Here is a 14,425-nt window from a genome sequence, read left to right on the forward strand (position 1 = left end):
GGCCCCCCATGCCTGACTTGGTCGATCCACTCGCCCCCGTCCGAGAGGAGGTGTCGGCGCACGCGCGAGCCGACGCTGAACGGGTGCTGGCCGAGGCCGATGCCGACGCCGCTGCGACCTTGGCGGCGGCGCGAAGCGAGGCGGACTCCATTCTCGAAGCGGCGCGCGCGGAGGGGGAGTCCGACGCCGCGGTGGTGCTCTCGGCGAAGCGGGCGCGGGACCGGCGCCAGGCACGGGCGGTCGTATTGGCCGCGCAGCGGGAGGCCTACGACAACCTGCGTTCCCAGGTAGTGCAGGCCTTGTCAGCCATCCGCGACGATCCCGGTTACGGACCGTGGCGGGACGGGCTGGCCGACCACGCCCGGCGTGTGCTGGGGGCGGACGCCGTGGTGAGTGAGGCCCCCGAAGGTGGGGTGCTCGCCGAGGCGAACGGCCGACGAGCCGCCTACACCCTGGTGGGACTTGCCGACCGGGTGATCAACCAGATGGGCGCCGATATCGAAGGGCTCTGGTCTTCGTGACGGGCCTGGGAAAGGGGAAGTTGACGCGCTTTGTGACCGGAAAGGTGTCCCGCGTATCGGGCTCGCTGGTCGAGCTCGAGGGCCTGGCCGGGGTGGCCATGAATGACGTCGTGCTGCTCGGTGAGCACCGACTGACGGGAGAAGTCGTTGCCATCGCCGATCGCCGGGTCACCGTGCAGGCCTACGAGGACACCGGCGGCCTGGCCCCGGGTGCCCCGGTCGTTGCGCGCGGTGCGCCACTTTCTGCGGGTCTGGGTCCCGGGCTGTTGGGCTCGGTGTTCGACGGACTGCTGCGCCCGTTGTCCAGGGCCGGAACTTGGCTGCGTCCCGGTACTGCGCCAGAGGCCGGCACCGACGAAAGGTGCCAATTCAGGCCCTCCGTCGCCGAAGGCGCCACGGTGTCGGAGGGTGACGAGCTCGGGTCGGTCGGCGCCGAGACTGCGTTGCCGCTGCGGATCCTGGTCCCTGCCGGCGCCACCGGTGTGGTGCGGCACATCGCGGAGGCGGGCAGCTACGCCGCGGATGCGGTGGTTGCGACGGTGGAAGGGGTGGATGTTGCTCTCACCAGCCGGTGGCCGGTGCGGCGACCCCGGCCCTACCGTGAACGCCTCGACGCCGAGGAGGGTCTGCACACCGGGCAGCGGGTCCTCGACCTGCTCTACCCGGTGGCCCGCGGCAGCAGTGCCGCCGTGCCGGGCGGATTCGGCACCGGTAAGACGATGCTGCTGCAGCAGATCGCGAAGTGGTGCGACGCCGACGTCATCGTGTACGTCGGGTGCGGCGAGCGCGGCAACGAGATGGCCGACGTGGTCGACGAGCTCAGCCTGCTCGAGGATCCGCGCACCGGCGATCGGCTGAGCCGCCGCACGGTGATCATCGCCAACACTTCGAACATGCCCATGATGGCGCGCGAGACCAGCATCTACACCGGCGTCACCGTCGCCGAGTACTTCCGCGATATGGGGTACCACGTCGTGCTCATTGCGGACTCGACGTCCCGCTGGGCGGAGGCGCTGCGGGAGTTCGCGTCTCGGACCGGGGCCCTGCCGTCGGAGGAGGGATATCCCGCAAGTCTCGCGTCGGCGATGGCGGCGTTTTACGAGCGGGCCGGGCACGTCGTCACTCTCGGCGGCCGCCGAGGGTCGGTCACCATCATTGCCGCCGTGTCGCCGCCGGGCGGGGATATGACCGAACCGGTGACCGCGCACACGCAGCGGTTCGTCCGTTCGGTCTGGATGCTCGACCGGGACCTGGCTTACGCCCGGCATTACCCGGCGGTTGCGTGGTCAGGATCTTTCTCCCGCGACGCCGACGCGCTGAGCGTGTGGCATGCGCAGCGGGGGGATCCGGCGTGGGCTCACCGCCGCGAACGGGTCAGCTCGTTGCTCTCGGATGCCGACCGGCTCGGTGCGCTCGCCGACCTGGTCGGCGTCGCGGCGATGCCGGGTGCCGAGCGCATGGTCATGCTGGCCGGTCGGCTGCTGCGCGAAGGGGTGCTGCAACAAAGCGCGTTGAGCCCGAATGATGTCTTCTGTTCGACTGCCAAAAGTGCGGCGCTGGTCGATGCCGTCCTCACGGTCATCGACCGATGCAATGCGCTCGTCGATTCCGGCATGCCCGCCTCGACGATCGAAGAGACGGACTTCGGCAGCGTGCTGCGCGCCGCCCAGGAAACCGGCCCCGAGGACTTCGAGGGAGTCCAAAAGCACCTTGAAGCCATGCTGGCCCGACTCGGGGAGTTGCCTTGAGTACGAGTACCTTTGGCGTGCTCGAGTACACGGATGTGTCCGAGCTGCGAGGACCATTGCTGGTCGTCCGTGGCACGTCGGGTGTGGGTTGGGACGAGGCCGCGCGGGTCGTGCTGAGGTCCGGGGAAGCTGAGGAGATTAGAAACGGCCTGGTCCTCGAAGTCGACCGTGACATTGCGGTCGTCGAGATGCTCGAGGGAACCGAGGGCATCCGGCCCGGCGACGCCTGTGTCCGTTTCGCCGGAGAGACGCTGCACATCCCGGTGGGACCCGGCTGGCTCGGACGGGTTTGCAACGGTAGGGGCGAACCCGTTGACGGCGGCCCACCGATCTTCGGTGTGCGTCGTGCTCCTGTGTCGGGGTTCCCGCTCAACCCCACACATCGCGAGCCGCCCGCTGAGCCGGTCATCACGGGGGTCTCGGCCATCGACGCGCTGACCACCGTGGTGAGGGGGCAGAAGCTGCCGGTCTTCTCGATTGCCGGGTTGCCGCATCTCGAGCTCGCGACTCAGGTCGCCGCGCAGGCCAGCGTCGGTGATGAGCCGTTCTCGGTCGTCTTCGCAGGCATGGGTCTTACCCACCTCGACACCTCTGCTGTGCGAGACGCCCTGGAGATGCGCTCCGCCGCAGGCGAACTGGTGTTGTTGCTCAACACCGCTGATGACCCCGTGGTCGAACGAATATTGACCCCCCGCATCGCGCTTACGGTCGCCGAGTATCTCGCGTTCGACATGGGCCGGCATGTGCTTGTCGTGATGGCCGATATGACGGCCTACGCGGAGGCGCTCCGGGAGGTGTCCGCAGCGAGGGGTGAGATACCCGGCCGCCGGGCGTACCCGGGCTACCTCTTCAGCGACCTCGCCTCGCTCTACGAACGGTGCGGCCGCATCCGTGAGGTGCCCGGGTCGGTCACTGTGGTTCCGGTCTTGACGATGCCCGCCGGGGACATCACCCACCCGGTTCCGGACCTGACCGGATATATCACTGAAGGCCAGATAGTGCTCTCGGCGACGATGCAGGATGCCGGCATTTACCCGCCCGTGGAGCCCCTGAGTTCCCTGTCCAGACTCATGCGAAAGGGCGCGGGACCGGGACGGACCCGGGAGGATCATTTCGACGTGGCCGCTCAGACCCTGGCGGCGCTGGCCCGGGCCCGGCAAGCGCGTGAGCTGGCCGAGTTGATGGGTGAGGACGCACTCAGCGCCACCGACCGCTCGTATCTTTCCTTTGAGCACGCGGTGGAGCAGCGCCTGCTCAACCAACGCCGCGACGAGGCGCGGACACTCGACGAGACACTCGATCGCGCGTGGGAGGCGCTGCGGGTTCTGCCGCGCCGGGAGCTCACGATGTTGCCGACGTCAGTGCTCGAGGCCCGGTACGTCGGCCCTTCCGCGGGGCGGTGACGTGGTGGCCAAGATCCTGCATATGCCGCCCGGACGGGCCGGTCGCTTGTGGCTGCAACATCGGCTCTCCACCGCGCAGCGCGGCGCCGACCTGCTTGACCACAAGTTGCGCATCCTTCGTGGCGAGCGGGAACAACTCGCGCTGGAACGAGACATGATGGCTGCCGAATGGGATTCCGCGAGCCGGGAGGCGTACACGTGGCTGTTGCGTTCAGTGCTGCTCGGTGGGCAGCGGTCGGTCCGGCTGGCCGCCACACCGGCGCCCGCCGAGGTTCGGATCCACTGGGCGCAGTCCATGGGCGTGCGCTATCCGGCTGAGGCCACGTGCAGCGTGCCGGAACCCGCGCCGGACGCGCCGCCCCCCGCCAACGCCGCCCTGGTAGCGGCTCGTGACTGCTATCGGCGGGCGGTGGCGGCCGCGGTCCGGCAGGCAGCGCTCGAGACGGCGGTCCGGGCTCTCGATGCGCAAGAGGTGGCCACTCGCCGCCGCCTCCGAGCGATCGAAGACCGGTGGATAGCGCGCTTGCAGCAGGCCCTGGCCGACCTGCAATTCAAGCTTGACGAAGACGAGCACAACGACGCCGTGCGATTGCGCTGGGCGGCGGAAAATCGCTCCCTTTCCGACAGGGGCCGCGACAGCAGAGGAACGCCATGACAGCCAACGTGTTCCACAGGGTCCTGGTTGCCGTCGACGACTCCCCGGCAGCCCTGGCCGCGGCCCGCGCCGCCATTGACGTCGCCGTGCGCACCGGCGCACACCTTCGTTTCGTGCACGTCACGAGCGACGGCGAACTGCTCCGCGCTCTCGCCGACCGGGGACGCGACAGCCAGCTCGCGGCCAGGCGCAACAAAGCCGCAGTGGCACTCCTGGACCATGTTGGTGCCGAGGCCGAACGGGCGGGAATCCAGGCCGAGACGAAACACGTCAAAGGCGATCCGGCCGCGATCGTGCTCGCGGAGGTCAGCGATTGGGGCGCCGATCTGCTCGTCATCGGCCGATCCGATATACGGGGAGCGGGCAGGCCGTATGTCGGTACGGTCACCCGGCACGTCCTCGAGCTGGTCGACATTCCCGTCCTCGTCGTCCCGCGCCCGAGATGAGATTGGCTGCGGCTGCCTGTGTCCCGACCGACCTGCGGCTAACAGGTGACCAAAGCCCCATGTTCGAATGCGGCCTGCCACGTAACGTGAGCGACACCGACTGTTACATCTGGACACACTGGAGCGAGGTCACCTGAGATGTCGGCCTATCCGAGCGGTCGGGGCATCGTTGTTGGCGTCGACGGGTCTCCGGCCTCCACCGCAGCGGTCCTATGGGCCGCGCGAGACGCTGCGCTGCACAAGATTTCGCTCACGATCGTGCACGCGGTAGAACCGATCCCTCCCGCTTCGGGCGTCTGGGGGGAAGTCCCGGTGCCTGAGGGCTACGGGCAGTGGCGGGAGAGCGAGGCGAAGAGAGTCATCGATGATGCGCTCCACGTCGTCACGCAAAGTACGCCCGACATTGATTCGGTGTCCGTTCGTAGTGAGCTGGTCCACGGCGCCGTCGTTCCTACGCTGATTGACTTCTCGAGTAGTGCCGACATTCTGGTGGTCGGCAGCCGTGGGCTGAATGCGGCCAGCCGTGCCATGCTCGGATCGGTCAGCGCCGGCGTAGTGCGTCGGGCGCACTGCCCGGTAGCTGTGATTCACGACGAAGATCGGGGCGCGGCACGGCCGGCGCACGCACCGGTGCTCGTCGGCATCGATGGGTCTGCATTGTCAGAGTTGGCGGCCGACATCGCCTTCGATGAAGCAGCGCGTCGTGGCGCCGAGCTGGTTGCGTTACACGCGTGGAGCGACCTCGCCGAACTCGGCCCCCCGGCTATGGGTTGGTCGCCGGCGCAGTGGTTAGAAGTTCACGACCGTGAGGATCACGTGCTGGCTGAATGGCTTGCGGCAAGGCAGAAGCGTTATCCGGCTGTGGCGGTGCGCCGCCTCGTGGTCGGCGGTCGACCGGGTCATGCTCTTATCGAAAACGCGGAAACTGCTCAGCTCGTTGTGGTTGGCAGCCGTGGCCGCGGTGGGTTCACAGGGATGCTTTTGGGCTCAGTCAGCAGGGCCGTCGTCAACTCCGTCCGGACGCCTGTGATCGTCGCTCGCACGCCTTAGTCAGTCATTCGTTAGTCCCGCAATTGCAGGCGCATGTGTGCCGTGTCCATTGTGGGGCCGCAAACAAATCAATCCACACCTCCACGCTGACCGCTAAGGCCCGGATGTAGAGGTGGTTTTCAACCCGTTGATTTTCAACTCGTTGAGGATGATGGTCTGCGGATTGCTGGCCAATCCCGGCGCGAACGATGCCCACACCTGTTCGCGCATGAACTTCCTGTATGAGTTTGCGCTGTCGAGGGTGTCGAAATAGAGAAGTTCTACGATGTGCTGCGGGTCGCCCTCGGCTTGGAGGACCTGCACCGCGGTGACCCCAGCCTGCTCCCGCGCAGCCGCGCGGCTGGCGAACTCGCGCAGCCACGCGTCGAGGTCGGCAATCTGGTGTTCGATCTGCAAGATGGGCATGGGCCAGTGTTGCACGCGGTCTCTCGGTGCGTAGACCTGCTCATCTTCTCGGTCCAATAGGGGCCAGGATTTCGTCCTAATCGCCGCATTACTTCCGGCGCGGCAATCGGTGCCAAATTACCAACTTTTTCTGACCGCGGAGTTGACCCGGCTGCTCGCCCGGAGTCATCTCGCGCGTGGGGTAACCCAGGGGCGCCGCGGGCAATGTCGGGAGGCTTTCAGATTCCTGCTCGAAACCGTCAGCTTCTTGCTCGCATTGTCCTTCGGCATCCACGCACCCTTCCGAAAAATCAGCGGCAGGCGCATCCACGCATAGGCGACGCACCGACGCGTACGCCCGCGCAACTCCCGGCGCTTCCCGCGCCTGCTGGTCGCCCACACGGTGAAGCTCTTCAATACACCGGGCGGGCAACGTAATTGGCGTCACTGAAGCCGAAGCCGACGATCACTGCCCGCCGCGCTGCGCACGGCGCGGATAACCCACGCCGACGGTGGTGGCAAACCCCGGGCGACCTTCTGCGAGGCTGACAGTGATCGTTGCACACAACCAGGAGGCGAAGTTGTCGGCGCTCTGGAAACGACTGGCGGAGGCTACCCGGGTGGAGCCGGGGTCCAAGGTGGACCTGGCCAAGGACTTCGATCCCGGCCGCCGCGACAAACAGCTTCGAAAAGACCACGGCGCCGCGGTGCTGGCTGAGGCGAAGACGGCGCTGCTGGATTTGCAGGACCGCTTCTTCGCCCAGGCCGACCGGTCGCTGCTGATCATCCTTCAGGCGATCGACGCGGCCGGAAAGGACGGCACGATCAAGCACGTCATGAGCGGCCTCAACCCCGAGGGGGTCGACGTGTACAGCTTTAAGGCGCCCTCGGCGACCGAGCAGGCGCACGACTACCTCTGGCGCCACCAAAGGTCGCTGCCGGAACTGGGTCGTATCGCGGTGTTCAACCGGTCCCACTACGAGAACGTATTGATCACCCGTGTGCACCCCGAGACGCTATGGCCGCGCACCACGGTGCTCGACGCCGGGGACATCTGGCAGAGGCGGTATCGCGACATCAACGACTGGGAGCGTTACCTGACCGACAACGGGACCGTCATCGTCAAGCTGTTTCTCAACATCTCCAAGGACGAACAGGCGCGCCGGTTCCTCGAGCGCATCGACGAACCGGAGAAGAACTGGAAGTTCTCCGTCGCAGATCTACGCGAGCGCGCGTTCTGGGACGACTACCAGCGGGCGTTTCAGGACATGCTCGGCCACACCAGCACCGTCTGGGCTCCCTGGCACGTGATCCCCGCCGACCACAAATGGTTTAGCCACGTGTCGACTTCGGCGGTGCTGTTGGAGACGTTGCGGGCTCTCAACCCGCAGTATCCGCAGGTTGACGCCGCCGCCAAAGCGGAGCTGGCAGAGGCAAGGAAGGAGTTGGTAGGCGACGAGGGCCCTGCGGCCGCACCGTCGTCGTAACGTGCACCCGCCGCGCCCCACCGACCTACCACGGCCGGCCCGGCCAAGAAGACCGCGGCGAAGAGATAGTTACGCGGGCAGATTCACCCGCAGCGCCAGGTGCTCATCGAGTATCCGGCGCAATGCGGCGTCCATCGGATGCGCGGATGCGAGGTCACGGCCGCACCGGCTGTCCACCACGACGACCGCGCCCTCACGCAGTTCGGCGGTGTCGACCTGATCGACGAAAGGATCGAACAACGCGGGCGGCGTGGCCAGGTAATACAGCGCCCGGCGCGACGCGTTCAATCCGGCGGCGTACAGCAGTCCGTATTGGGTGATCACGAAAAGTTCCGAGGCGATCCTGGCGTTCGGGGTCTCGGCCTTGCCCCATGCCATGGCGGCGCACCGGGTCTGCGCCAATCTGTCGGGGACGTCGTCACTGAGCGCGAGTAACTTCTCGACGAGTGCGCCACCCGTTCGCGGATATGCGTCGATGGCGGGTCTGAAGTACCGCTGGAAGATGTCGCGGGTCTGCTGCACGAGTAGGTGACACCTGAGATGGCTTGCCCCTGTGGGGTGGGCTGGAAGGATGTCATTGTGCCCAGGCCGTATCCCCGTGAGTTTCGTGACGACGTCGTTCGGGTCGCCCGCAACCGTGACGACGGCATCACCCTTGAGCAGATCGCCGCTGACTTCGGGGTGCACCCGATGACCCTGTCGAAGTGGATGCGTCAAGCCGACGTCGATGACGGTGTCAGGCCGGGCACCAGTACCAGCGAATCGGCGGAGCTGCGGGATGCCCGCCGCCGAATCAAGCTGTTGGAGCAGGAGAACGAAGTCCTGCGCCGAGCCGCGGCCTATCTGTCGCAGTCCAATCTGCCGGGAAAAGGCTTTACCCGCTCGTGAAAGAGCTCGCCGCCGAGGGGATCCCTGTCGCGGTGACGTGCCGGGTCCTCAAGCTCGCCCGCCAGCCCTACTACCGATGGCTGGCCAATCCGGTCACCGACGCCGAGTACGTCGAGGCGCATCGGGCCAACGCCTTGTTCGATGCCCATCGCGACGATCCGGAGTTCGGCTACCGGTTCCTGGTGGCCGAGGCCGGCGACGCCGGCCTGCCGATGGCCGAGCGGACCGCGTGGCGGATCTGCTCGCACAACGGTTGGTGGAGTGCGTTCGGCAAACGCAAGCGCGGCAAGAACGGCAAGGTTGGCCCACCGGTCCATGACGATCTGGTGGGCCGGGATTTCACCGCTGATGCGCCGAATCGGTTGTGGTTGGCCGATATTACTGAACACCGCACCGGCGAGGGCAAGCTCTACGTCTGTGCGATCAAAGACGTGTTCTCCAACCGCATCGTCGGCTACTCCATCGACTCGCGGATGAAGTCCCGACTAGCCACCCAGGCCCTCAGTAGTGCGGTGGCGCGCCGCGGTGATGTCGCCGGCTGTGTGGTTCACAGCGACCGCGGCAGTCAATTTCGAAGCCGGAAATTCGTTCACGCCCTGGGCCGCCATGACATGGTCGGCTCCATGGGCCGCGTCGGGGCTGCCGGCGACAACGCGGCCATGGAGTCGTTCTTTAGCCTGCTGCAGAAGAATGTCTTGGACCGCCGCCGCTGGGACACCCGCGAGCAGCTGCGCATCGCGATTGTCACCTGGATCGAACGCACCTACCACCGCCGACGCCGGCAAGTGAGTCTTGGCCGGTTGACGCCCATCGAATTCGAAGCAATCATGGCCACACCGGCCCATCAGGCCGCGTCACCGAAACTGTCACCTATCCGTGCAGCAGACCCCGCCGAAGAGGTCGTACGGTTGCTCGCTCATCGCAGCTCCCCAGGTTTCAGGCGGACTCCTCAATTGTGCGCCCGTACCGTCGGCTGAGCACGAGTTTGATTGGGACGGCGGCCTCGCGGATTACTACTGTCGCGTCCGCGTGGCGTGGCTCGCTGGGTCGACGCGTTGCGATGACCGGTCGCTGCCGCTGTCCTCGCCGCACGGTTATCGATCGCCGTGGGTGATCGGCGACCTGGGCGCGGCGCTGACGTTGCTGGCGATCGCGGTGCCGGAGCAGTTGGCCGCTGGCATCGTCATCCCAAGTTAGCCGTGGTGGGCGAGACGACGAGCGACACAAGGTCAGGGCGTTTTCGCGTCGTTGCCTCCTGCGTAGTCACCGCTCTTCTCTCGACCCACTTTCATTGGCGAGGGCGACCAATTGTCCATTCCTTTGAGCGGGCGCTGCAGAAGGAGCAATACGGGTGGGGAGATCGTGACTAGTGCAAGAACAAAGATCAAGACGGTTAATTCATATCCTTTCAGCTTCGAGTCACTAACGAGGATAAATCCCCAGCTGGTGAAGGCGATCGACGTGGCAACACCAAAGAGCAGGATTCCGATCGCCCACCAGGCCAGCTTCCGCCAAGTCACCAAATCCTTTTTGAGTTGGTCGACAAGGTCAACACGCTTCTGCAGAAATGCTGCATGCTGCTTAGACGTAAGGCCCGCCTTAGACCGCAACATTTCTTCGGTAAGCGCGGTTAGCGACTCACAGTGAACGACCTGGTCCGCAGGATCCTTGCGAAGCTCGCTCTGAAGTTGGGTCAGCAATTCCTTGTCGGCCATTCCCCGCCAGTCCTGTCGGGCGATCAGCTGCTCGAGGTACGTCTTTGCTATCTTCTTCCGGTCAGGGCTCTCCAACACGTCGAGCATGGCTAACGTCACCGTGGTATCGGAAGCCCCACGGTCGCCGGGTCCGCCATCTGCGGCCGTGGAAGAATCCGGAGGTTCCGTGGGTTCGGACTCCGGGATAGCCAGGATCTGTCCCGGGGTCGTTTGGGTCATGTGCAGGATCGTCGCGGGGGGCAGTCTTCTCAGCGTTGAACCCACATCCAGGTCCCAAGGCCGTACCTGCCGAGGGGGCTCATATCCGTGCGATCGCACGTACTCGGCGAGTTCGTCCCAATGCTGATATTCGCGATAACAGAACAACGTCGGCTGATTATCTTGGTCCGGGCCGCCATTTCTCAGTCGCCAGCCGTCGCGAAGCAAGGACGCTATCTCCTCGGTGTCGCCGGGACGAATCCGCATGCCGGCCATTACCACAATGGAGCCCCCTATACTCAGAACGGACGCATGCCAGCCTAAACGACCTCCCGCTGTGCTACGGGGTGATTTCTCCGATTGCCAACGGCGGTAAACCGCTGGGAAGCTGTGGGATTGAGTAGCCGCTGCAGCCCAAAGGGCGGTGGCCGGCATCACCGCGCTGAGTGCGCTTATGAGACCCGCCGCACTGTCTGAAACACCGAATGGCTGGCTCGTAACCCTGAGGTCGCGACCGCGCACCGTGCCCGGGTCGGCGCATGATGACTGTCATGGACGCTGACCTGAAACGCTGGCTGGACTCGGGCGAGTACTTCGACCACCTCGGCTTCGACATCTTCTACCGCGTCGAGGGCAGCGGACCTCCGCTGCTGCTGATCCACGGTTATCCGTTCAATTCCTTCGACTGGGCGCCGATCTGGCCGACGCTGACGCAACGGTTCACCGTCATCGCGCCGGACATGATCGGCATGGGATTCTCCGCCAAACCCGTGGCCTACCAATACTCCGTCACAGACCACGCCGACATGCACGAAGCGCTGCTGGACCACCTCGACATCCACAACGCGCACATTCTGGCCCACGACATCGGCGATTCGGTGGGCCAGGAACTGCTGGCCCGTCACGAGTTCGGCCAACAGACGTACAGCGAATGGCGCATCGACTCGATCACCTGGCTCAACGGCGGCATGTTCATCGAGGCCTACAGGCCCCGCGCGGCACAGAAGCTGATGTCGGGCACCCCGTTGGGCGACGTCTTCAGCCCTGCGCAGAACAGCCCGCTGGCCCGTCGGCTGCTCGAACCGACGCTGCGCGAGATGTTCGGCCCGAACACCAAGCCGACCCGGCACATGATGGACGTGTTCAACCAGATCCTGGACTACAACGACGGGCGCCGGGTGCTGCACAAGGTCGGCCGGTTCATCAACGACCGCTACACGCACCGCAACCGGTGGGTGCGCGCCATGCGGCGGACCGCGGTTCCGATGCGGTTGATCGACGGGCCGGTCGACCCCAACTCCGGTGCCCACATGGCCCGCCGCTACGCCGAGGTGATACCGAACCCCGATGTGGTGATGCTCGCCGACGACATCGGGCACTGGCCGCAGATCGAGGCGCCCGATGCGGTATTGATGCACTTCCTTGCCCATATCGACCGCATCGCGGCCGGCTGATCCGCAGTTCATGTAGCCTCGGAGGTCAACTAACGACTAGGGGCGACAGGCAGGTGCTCACAGATGGCACAGCCGTCCACCGGGCCGGGTGGTTCGGGCGGGTCGCCGGGCCGACGGGCTCCCGTGACGGGGGCGACGACGGCATCAGAATCGGCTGTGCAGCCGTGCCGGCGAATGCACGCCAAGACATCGATCGGTGCCCGATCGAGTAGATCCCCGCTCACCTGACCCCGCGCGGGCCTTGGCCTGTTGCGCGTACAACCCTCCAAAACAGATCGGATGTGACCCACATTGCTGCGGTTCGTAAACCTTCCTTGGCCGCGCGTCGCCGCCCGGACACCGCGTGCCATGGTGCCCGAATCTCATTGAGATTCCGTGGCCATCACCGAAGTACCGGAATACGCCCATCTGAGTGAGACGGACCTCGAGGAACTCGCGGCCGCGTTGGAAGCGATCCGTCGCGACGTCGAGTCTTCACGCGGCGCCGGCGATCGGGCATACATCAAGCGCGCCATAGCTTTTCACCGCGCCCTCGAGGTCGCGGCGAGGCTGGTCATCGGCACCAGCAGGGGCGCGTTCGGCTGGGCCGTCGGAACGGGCGCCCTGGCCGCGGCGAAGTGCATCGAGAACATGGAACTCGGCCATAACATCACCCACGGTCAATGGGATTGGATGAACGACCCGGAAATTCATTCCAGCACCTGGGAGTGGGACATGGCCGGTCTCACGTCGCAGTGGAGGAACTCCCACAACTACCGGCACCACGTCTTCTCCAACGTCGTGGGCGTGGACGACGACCTCGGCTTCGGAGTCTTGCGGGTGACTCGAGACGAGGAGTGGCGGCCGTGCGCATTGCTGCAGCCATTGCGCGCGGTGCTGCTGGCGCTGCTGTTCGAATGGGGCGTCGCGCTGCATGGCCTGTATTCAGTGCAGGAGCGGGAGACGACGACCGCCGGTAAAGCCGCTCACAAGACAGCGCTGGTCCGCAAGATCGCCGGGCAGGTCGGTAAGGACTACGTGCTGTTTCCCGCGCTGAGCCGCCGGCGGTGGTGGCGCACCCTGGGGGCCAATGTGGTTGCCAACGGGCTGCGCAATGTCTGGGCCTGCGCCGTGATCCTGTGCGGGCACTTCGTGGATGGAGCGGAAAAGTTCACCCCGTCGGTGCTGGAGGGCGAAACGAAGCCCGAATGGTATCTCCGGCAGATGCTGGGGACCGCGAATTTCCGGGCCGGGCGCGTGCTGGCGTTCATGAGTGGACACCTGTGTTATCAAATCGAACATCACCTCTTTCCTGACTTGCCGAGCAATCGATACCCCGAGATCGCCGAGCGGGTGCGCGCCTTGTGCGGCACGTACGACCTGCCGTATACGACGGGTCCGTTGCTTCGCCAGTACCTGCTCACCGCGCGCACCATCTGCAAGTTGGCGCTCCCGGACCGATTTCTTGTCGCGACCTCCGACGATGCACCAGAAACCGCGTCCGAACACAGATTCCGGAATGCCGTCAAACCATCGCAGGTATCAAGCGTGGGAAACGATATGGGGCGGCGCGGATTGGCGACGGCAATACTCAGAAGCACTAACCCAGGCATGTCCAGAGACCGGTCGGCGTAGCGACCGAATCAGGCTGCGGCACAGACGATTGCAGCTCATGTGCCGCTCTGTGGTGTCGTGATACCGATTTCGTACGACTGGTGCCCGAATTCGGCCAGGCCTGGACGATCCTGATGGCTGACTTTCACGCCGCGGCGATCCCCTGGCACTCCAGCCCCGCCACCGGGGTAAGGTAGTGGGCGCGGTTGGGAGACGCGAAAAAGCACCGCCTGGTGTATTGCAGATTGACGGCCGGACGGCTCGGATTTCAAGTCTGGCTGCACGACAATCAGAGCGCCTCAGTAAATCCCTGCCACAGGAAGAAGTCATGCCCACCGTCGAGGCGCAGCTCCGCCAGGACTTGCGCGACTACGCCGTCGAATTGCGGCAACTTGCGTACACGCTGCCCGGAGGCCTGGGCGAGCACGATCTCCTTGGATTGTCTGGTCGGATGCGCGCCAGGGCCGATCAAGCGGAATTGCAGCGGAGCGTTGATCGTGGCTGATCGCGTCATGAGGGGCAGTCGCCTCGGGACCTTGAGCTACGAGGTCGACCGCAACCATGACCTGGCGGCGCGCAAGATCGCGCGGTACCGCACCGACAACGGCGACGAGTTCGACATGCCCTTTGCCGCCGACGCCGAGGTCCCCGGCACCTGGCTGTGCCGCAATGGCCTGGAGGGCAACCTGGTCGGGGACGGTGACCTGGCCGAACCCAAGAAGGTCAAGGTGCCGCGCACCCACTGGGACATGCTGCGGGAACGCCGCTCGATCGAAGAACTCGACGAACTCCTCAAGGAGCGCCTCGACATCATCAAGTCGCGGCGCACTGGCAAGTAGTTTCACGCAACGGCTGGCTAAACACTCAAGAGGTTCTCGGCGTC

At 65.4% G+C, this 14,425-nt stretch carries 15 protein-coding genes and 1 pseudogene; 12 read left to right on the plus strand and 4 right to left on the minus strand.

The annotated features are described in order from the left end of the window. Window positions 1-8 precede the first annotated feature (8 nt). From BN4348_RS39575 to BN4348_RS39600, 6 genes are all read left to right on the plus strand, one after another. On the plus strand, window positions 9-521 hold the full coding sequence (locus tag BN4348_RS39575) for a V-type ATP synthase subunit E family protein (protein WP_142308689.1): 513 nt from the start codon (window positions 9-11) through the stop codon (window positions 519-521). Continuing rightward, window positions 518-2,269, plus strand: coding sequence for a V-type ATP synthase subunit A (locus tag BN4348_RS39580; protein ID WP_235852696.1), 1,752 nt, complete (start codon window positions 518-520; stop codon window positions 2,267-2,269). The genes BN4348_RS39575 and BN4348_RS39580 overlap by 4 nt, the downstream gene beginning before the upstream one ends. A gap of 17 nt (window positions 2,270-2,286) precedes the next feature. Then, window positions 2,287-3,672, plus strand: coding sequence for a V-type ATP synthase subunit B (locus tag BN4348_RS39585; RefSeq protein ID WP_066911857.1), 1,386 nt, complete (start codon window positions 2,287-2,289; stop codon window positions 3,670-3,672). Between the two features lie 4 nt (window positions 3,673-3,676). Continuing rightward, window positions 3,677-4,327, plus strand: coding sequence for a V-type ATP synthase subunit D (locus BN4348_RS39590; RefSeq protein WP_142308690.1), 651 nt, complete (start codon window positions 3,677-3,679; stop codon window positions 4,325-4,327). After that, complete coding sequence (locus BN4348_RS39595; protein ID WP_066911863.1) at window positions 4,324-4,773, plus strand: universal stress protein; 450 nt, start codon at window positions 4,324-4,326, stop codon at window positions 4,771-4,773. Before BN4348_RS39590 ends, BN4348_RS39595 begins: the two co-directional genes overlap by 4 nt. A 138-nt stretch (window positions 4,774-4,911) precedes the next feature. Further along, complete coding sequence (locus BN4348_RS39600) at window positions 4,912-5,823, plus strand: universal stress protein (protein ID WP_066911866.1); 912 nt, start codon at window positions 4,912-4,914, stop codon at window positions 5,821-5,823. A gap of 93 nt (window positions 5,824-5,916) precedes the next feature. On the opposite strand, the gene BN4348_RS39605 is transcribed toward BN4348_RS39600, so the two are convergent. Then, on the minus strand, window positions 5,917-6,228 hold the full coding sequence (locus tag BN4348_RS39605) for a hypothetical protein (protein ID WP_066911869.1): 312 nt from the start codon (window positions 6,226-6,228) through the stop codon (window positions 5,917-5,919). 530 nt (window positions 6,229-6,758) lie between these two features. On the opposite strand from BN4348_RS39605, the gene BN4348_RS39610 reads away from it, so the two are divergent. Then, window positions 6,759-7,694 (plus strand): polyphosphate kinase 2 family protein, encoded by a 936-nt coding sequence (locus tag BN4348_RS39610; protein ID WP_235852697.1) that lies wholly within the window; start codon window positions 6,759-6,761, stop codon window positions 7,692-7,694. A 69-nt stretch (window positions 7,695-7,763) separates the two neighbouring features. On the opposite strand, the gene BN4348_RS39615 is transcribed toward BN4348_RS39610, so the two are convergent. Then, window positions 7,764-8,216 (minus strand): glucose-6-phosphate dehydrogenase, encoded by a 453-nt coding sequence (locus tag BN4348_RS39615; protein ID WP_066911872.1) that lies wholly within the window; start codon window positions 8,214-8,216, stop codon window positions 7,764-7,766. 57 nt (window positions 8,217-8,273) lie between these two features. Between BN4348_RS39615 and BN4348_RS39620 the strand changes: the two are divergent. Further along, a pseudogene (locus tag BN4348_RS39620) lies at window positions 8,274-9,436 on the plus strand (IS3 family transposase); the annotation flags it as partial. Between the two features lie 175 nt (window positions 9,437-9,611). Continuing rightward, window positions 9,612-9,779 (plus strand): hypothetical protein, encoded by a 168-nt coding sequence (locus tag BN4348_RS59970; RefSeq protein WP_160040412.1) that lies wholly within the window; start codon window positions 9,612-9,614, stop codon window positions 9,777-9,779. A gap of 32 nt (window positions 9,780-9,811) precedes the next feature. Here BN4348_RS59970 and BN4348_RS39625 read toward each other — a convergent pair whose 3' ends face one another. Next, the gene (locus BN4348_RS39625) at window positions 9,812-10,771 is read right to left on the minus strand and encodes a hypothetical protein (protein ID WP_066911874.1); all 960 of its coding nucleotides are present in this window, start codon (window positions 10,769-10,771) and stop codon (window positions 9,812-9,814) included. Window positions 10,772-11,046: 275 nt separating this feature from the next. On the opposite strand from BN4348_RS39625, the gene BN4348_RS39630 reads away from it, so the two are divergent. Both BN4348_RS39630 and BN4348_RS39635 read left to right on the plus strand, forming a co-directional pair. Next, on the plus strand, window positions 11,047-11,949 hold the full coding sequence (locus tag BN4348_RS39630) for an alpha/beta fold hydrolase (protein WP_066911876.1): 903 nt from the start codon (window positions 11,047-11,049) through the stop codon (window positions 11,947-11,949). A 375-nt stretch (window positions 11,950-12,324) separates the two neighbouring features. Beyond that, window positions 12,325-13,563, plus strand: a complete 1,239-nt coding sequence (locus BN4348_RS39635) for a fatty acid desaturase family protein (RefSeq protein WP_066911879.1) — start codon at window positions 12,325-12,327, stop codon at window positions 13,561-13,563. Between the two features lie 268 nt (window positions 13,564-13,831). On the opposite strand, the gene BN4348_RS60410 is transcribed toward BN4348_RS39635, so the two are convergent. Beyond that, window positions 13,832-14,056 carry a hypothetical protein gene (locus BN4348_RS60410; protein WP_167670448.1) on the minus strand — a complete coding sequence of 75 codons (225 nt, stop codon included), beginning with the start codon at window positions 14,054-14,056 and terminating at the stop codon, window positions 13,832-13,834. Between BN4348_RS60410 and BN4348_RS39640 the strand changes: the two genes are divergently transcribed. Then, complete coding sequence (locus BN4348_RS39640) at window positions 14,040-14,381, plus strand: RNA polymerase-binding protein RbpA (protein WP_066912059.1); 342 nt, start codon at window positions 14,040-14,042, stop codon at window positions 14,379-14,381. The genes BN4348_RS60410 and BN4348_RS39640 overlap by 17 nt on opposite strands. Window positions 14,382-14,425 lie beyond the last annotated feature (44 nt).

The sequence above is a fragment of the Mycobacterium interjectum genome (genome assembly GCF_900078675.2).
GTDB classification, from domain to species: Bacteria; Actinomycetota; Actinomycetes; order Mycobacteriales; family Mycobacteriaceae; genus Mycobacterium; species Mycobacterium interjectum.

Bases quoted from the DNA above. Each gene is read 5' to 3' on its own strand.
- BN4348_RS39575 (WP_142308689.1), top strand. From the start codon at position 9: ATGCCTGACTTGGTCGATCCACTCGCCCCCGTCCGAGAGGAGGTGTCG.
- BN4348_RS39595 (WP_066911863.1), top strand. From the start codon at position 4,324: ATGACAGCCAACGTGTTCCACAGGGTCCTGGTTGCCGTCGACGACTCC.
- BN4348_RS39600 (WP_066911866.1), top strand. From the start codon at position 4,912: ATGTCGGCCTATCCGAGCGGTCGGGGCATCGTTGTTGGCGTCGACGGG.
- BN4348_RS39605 (WP_066911869.1), bottom strand. From the start codon at position 6,228: ATGCCCATCTTGCAGATCGAACACCAGATTGCCGACCTCGACGCGTGG.
- BN4348_RS39625 (WP_066911874.1), bottom strand. From the start codon at position 10,771: ATGGCCGGCATGCGGATTCGTCCCGGCGACACCGAGGAGATAGCGTCC.
- BN4348_RS39630 (WP_066911876.1), top strand. From the start codon at position 11,047: ATGGACGCTGACCTGAAACGCTGGCTGGACTCGGGCGAGTACTTCGAC.
- BN4348_RS60410 (WP_167670448.1), bottom strand. From the start codon at position 14,056: ATGACGCGATCAGCCACGATCAACGCTCCGCTGCAATTCCGCTTGATC.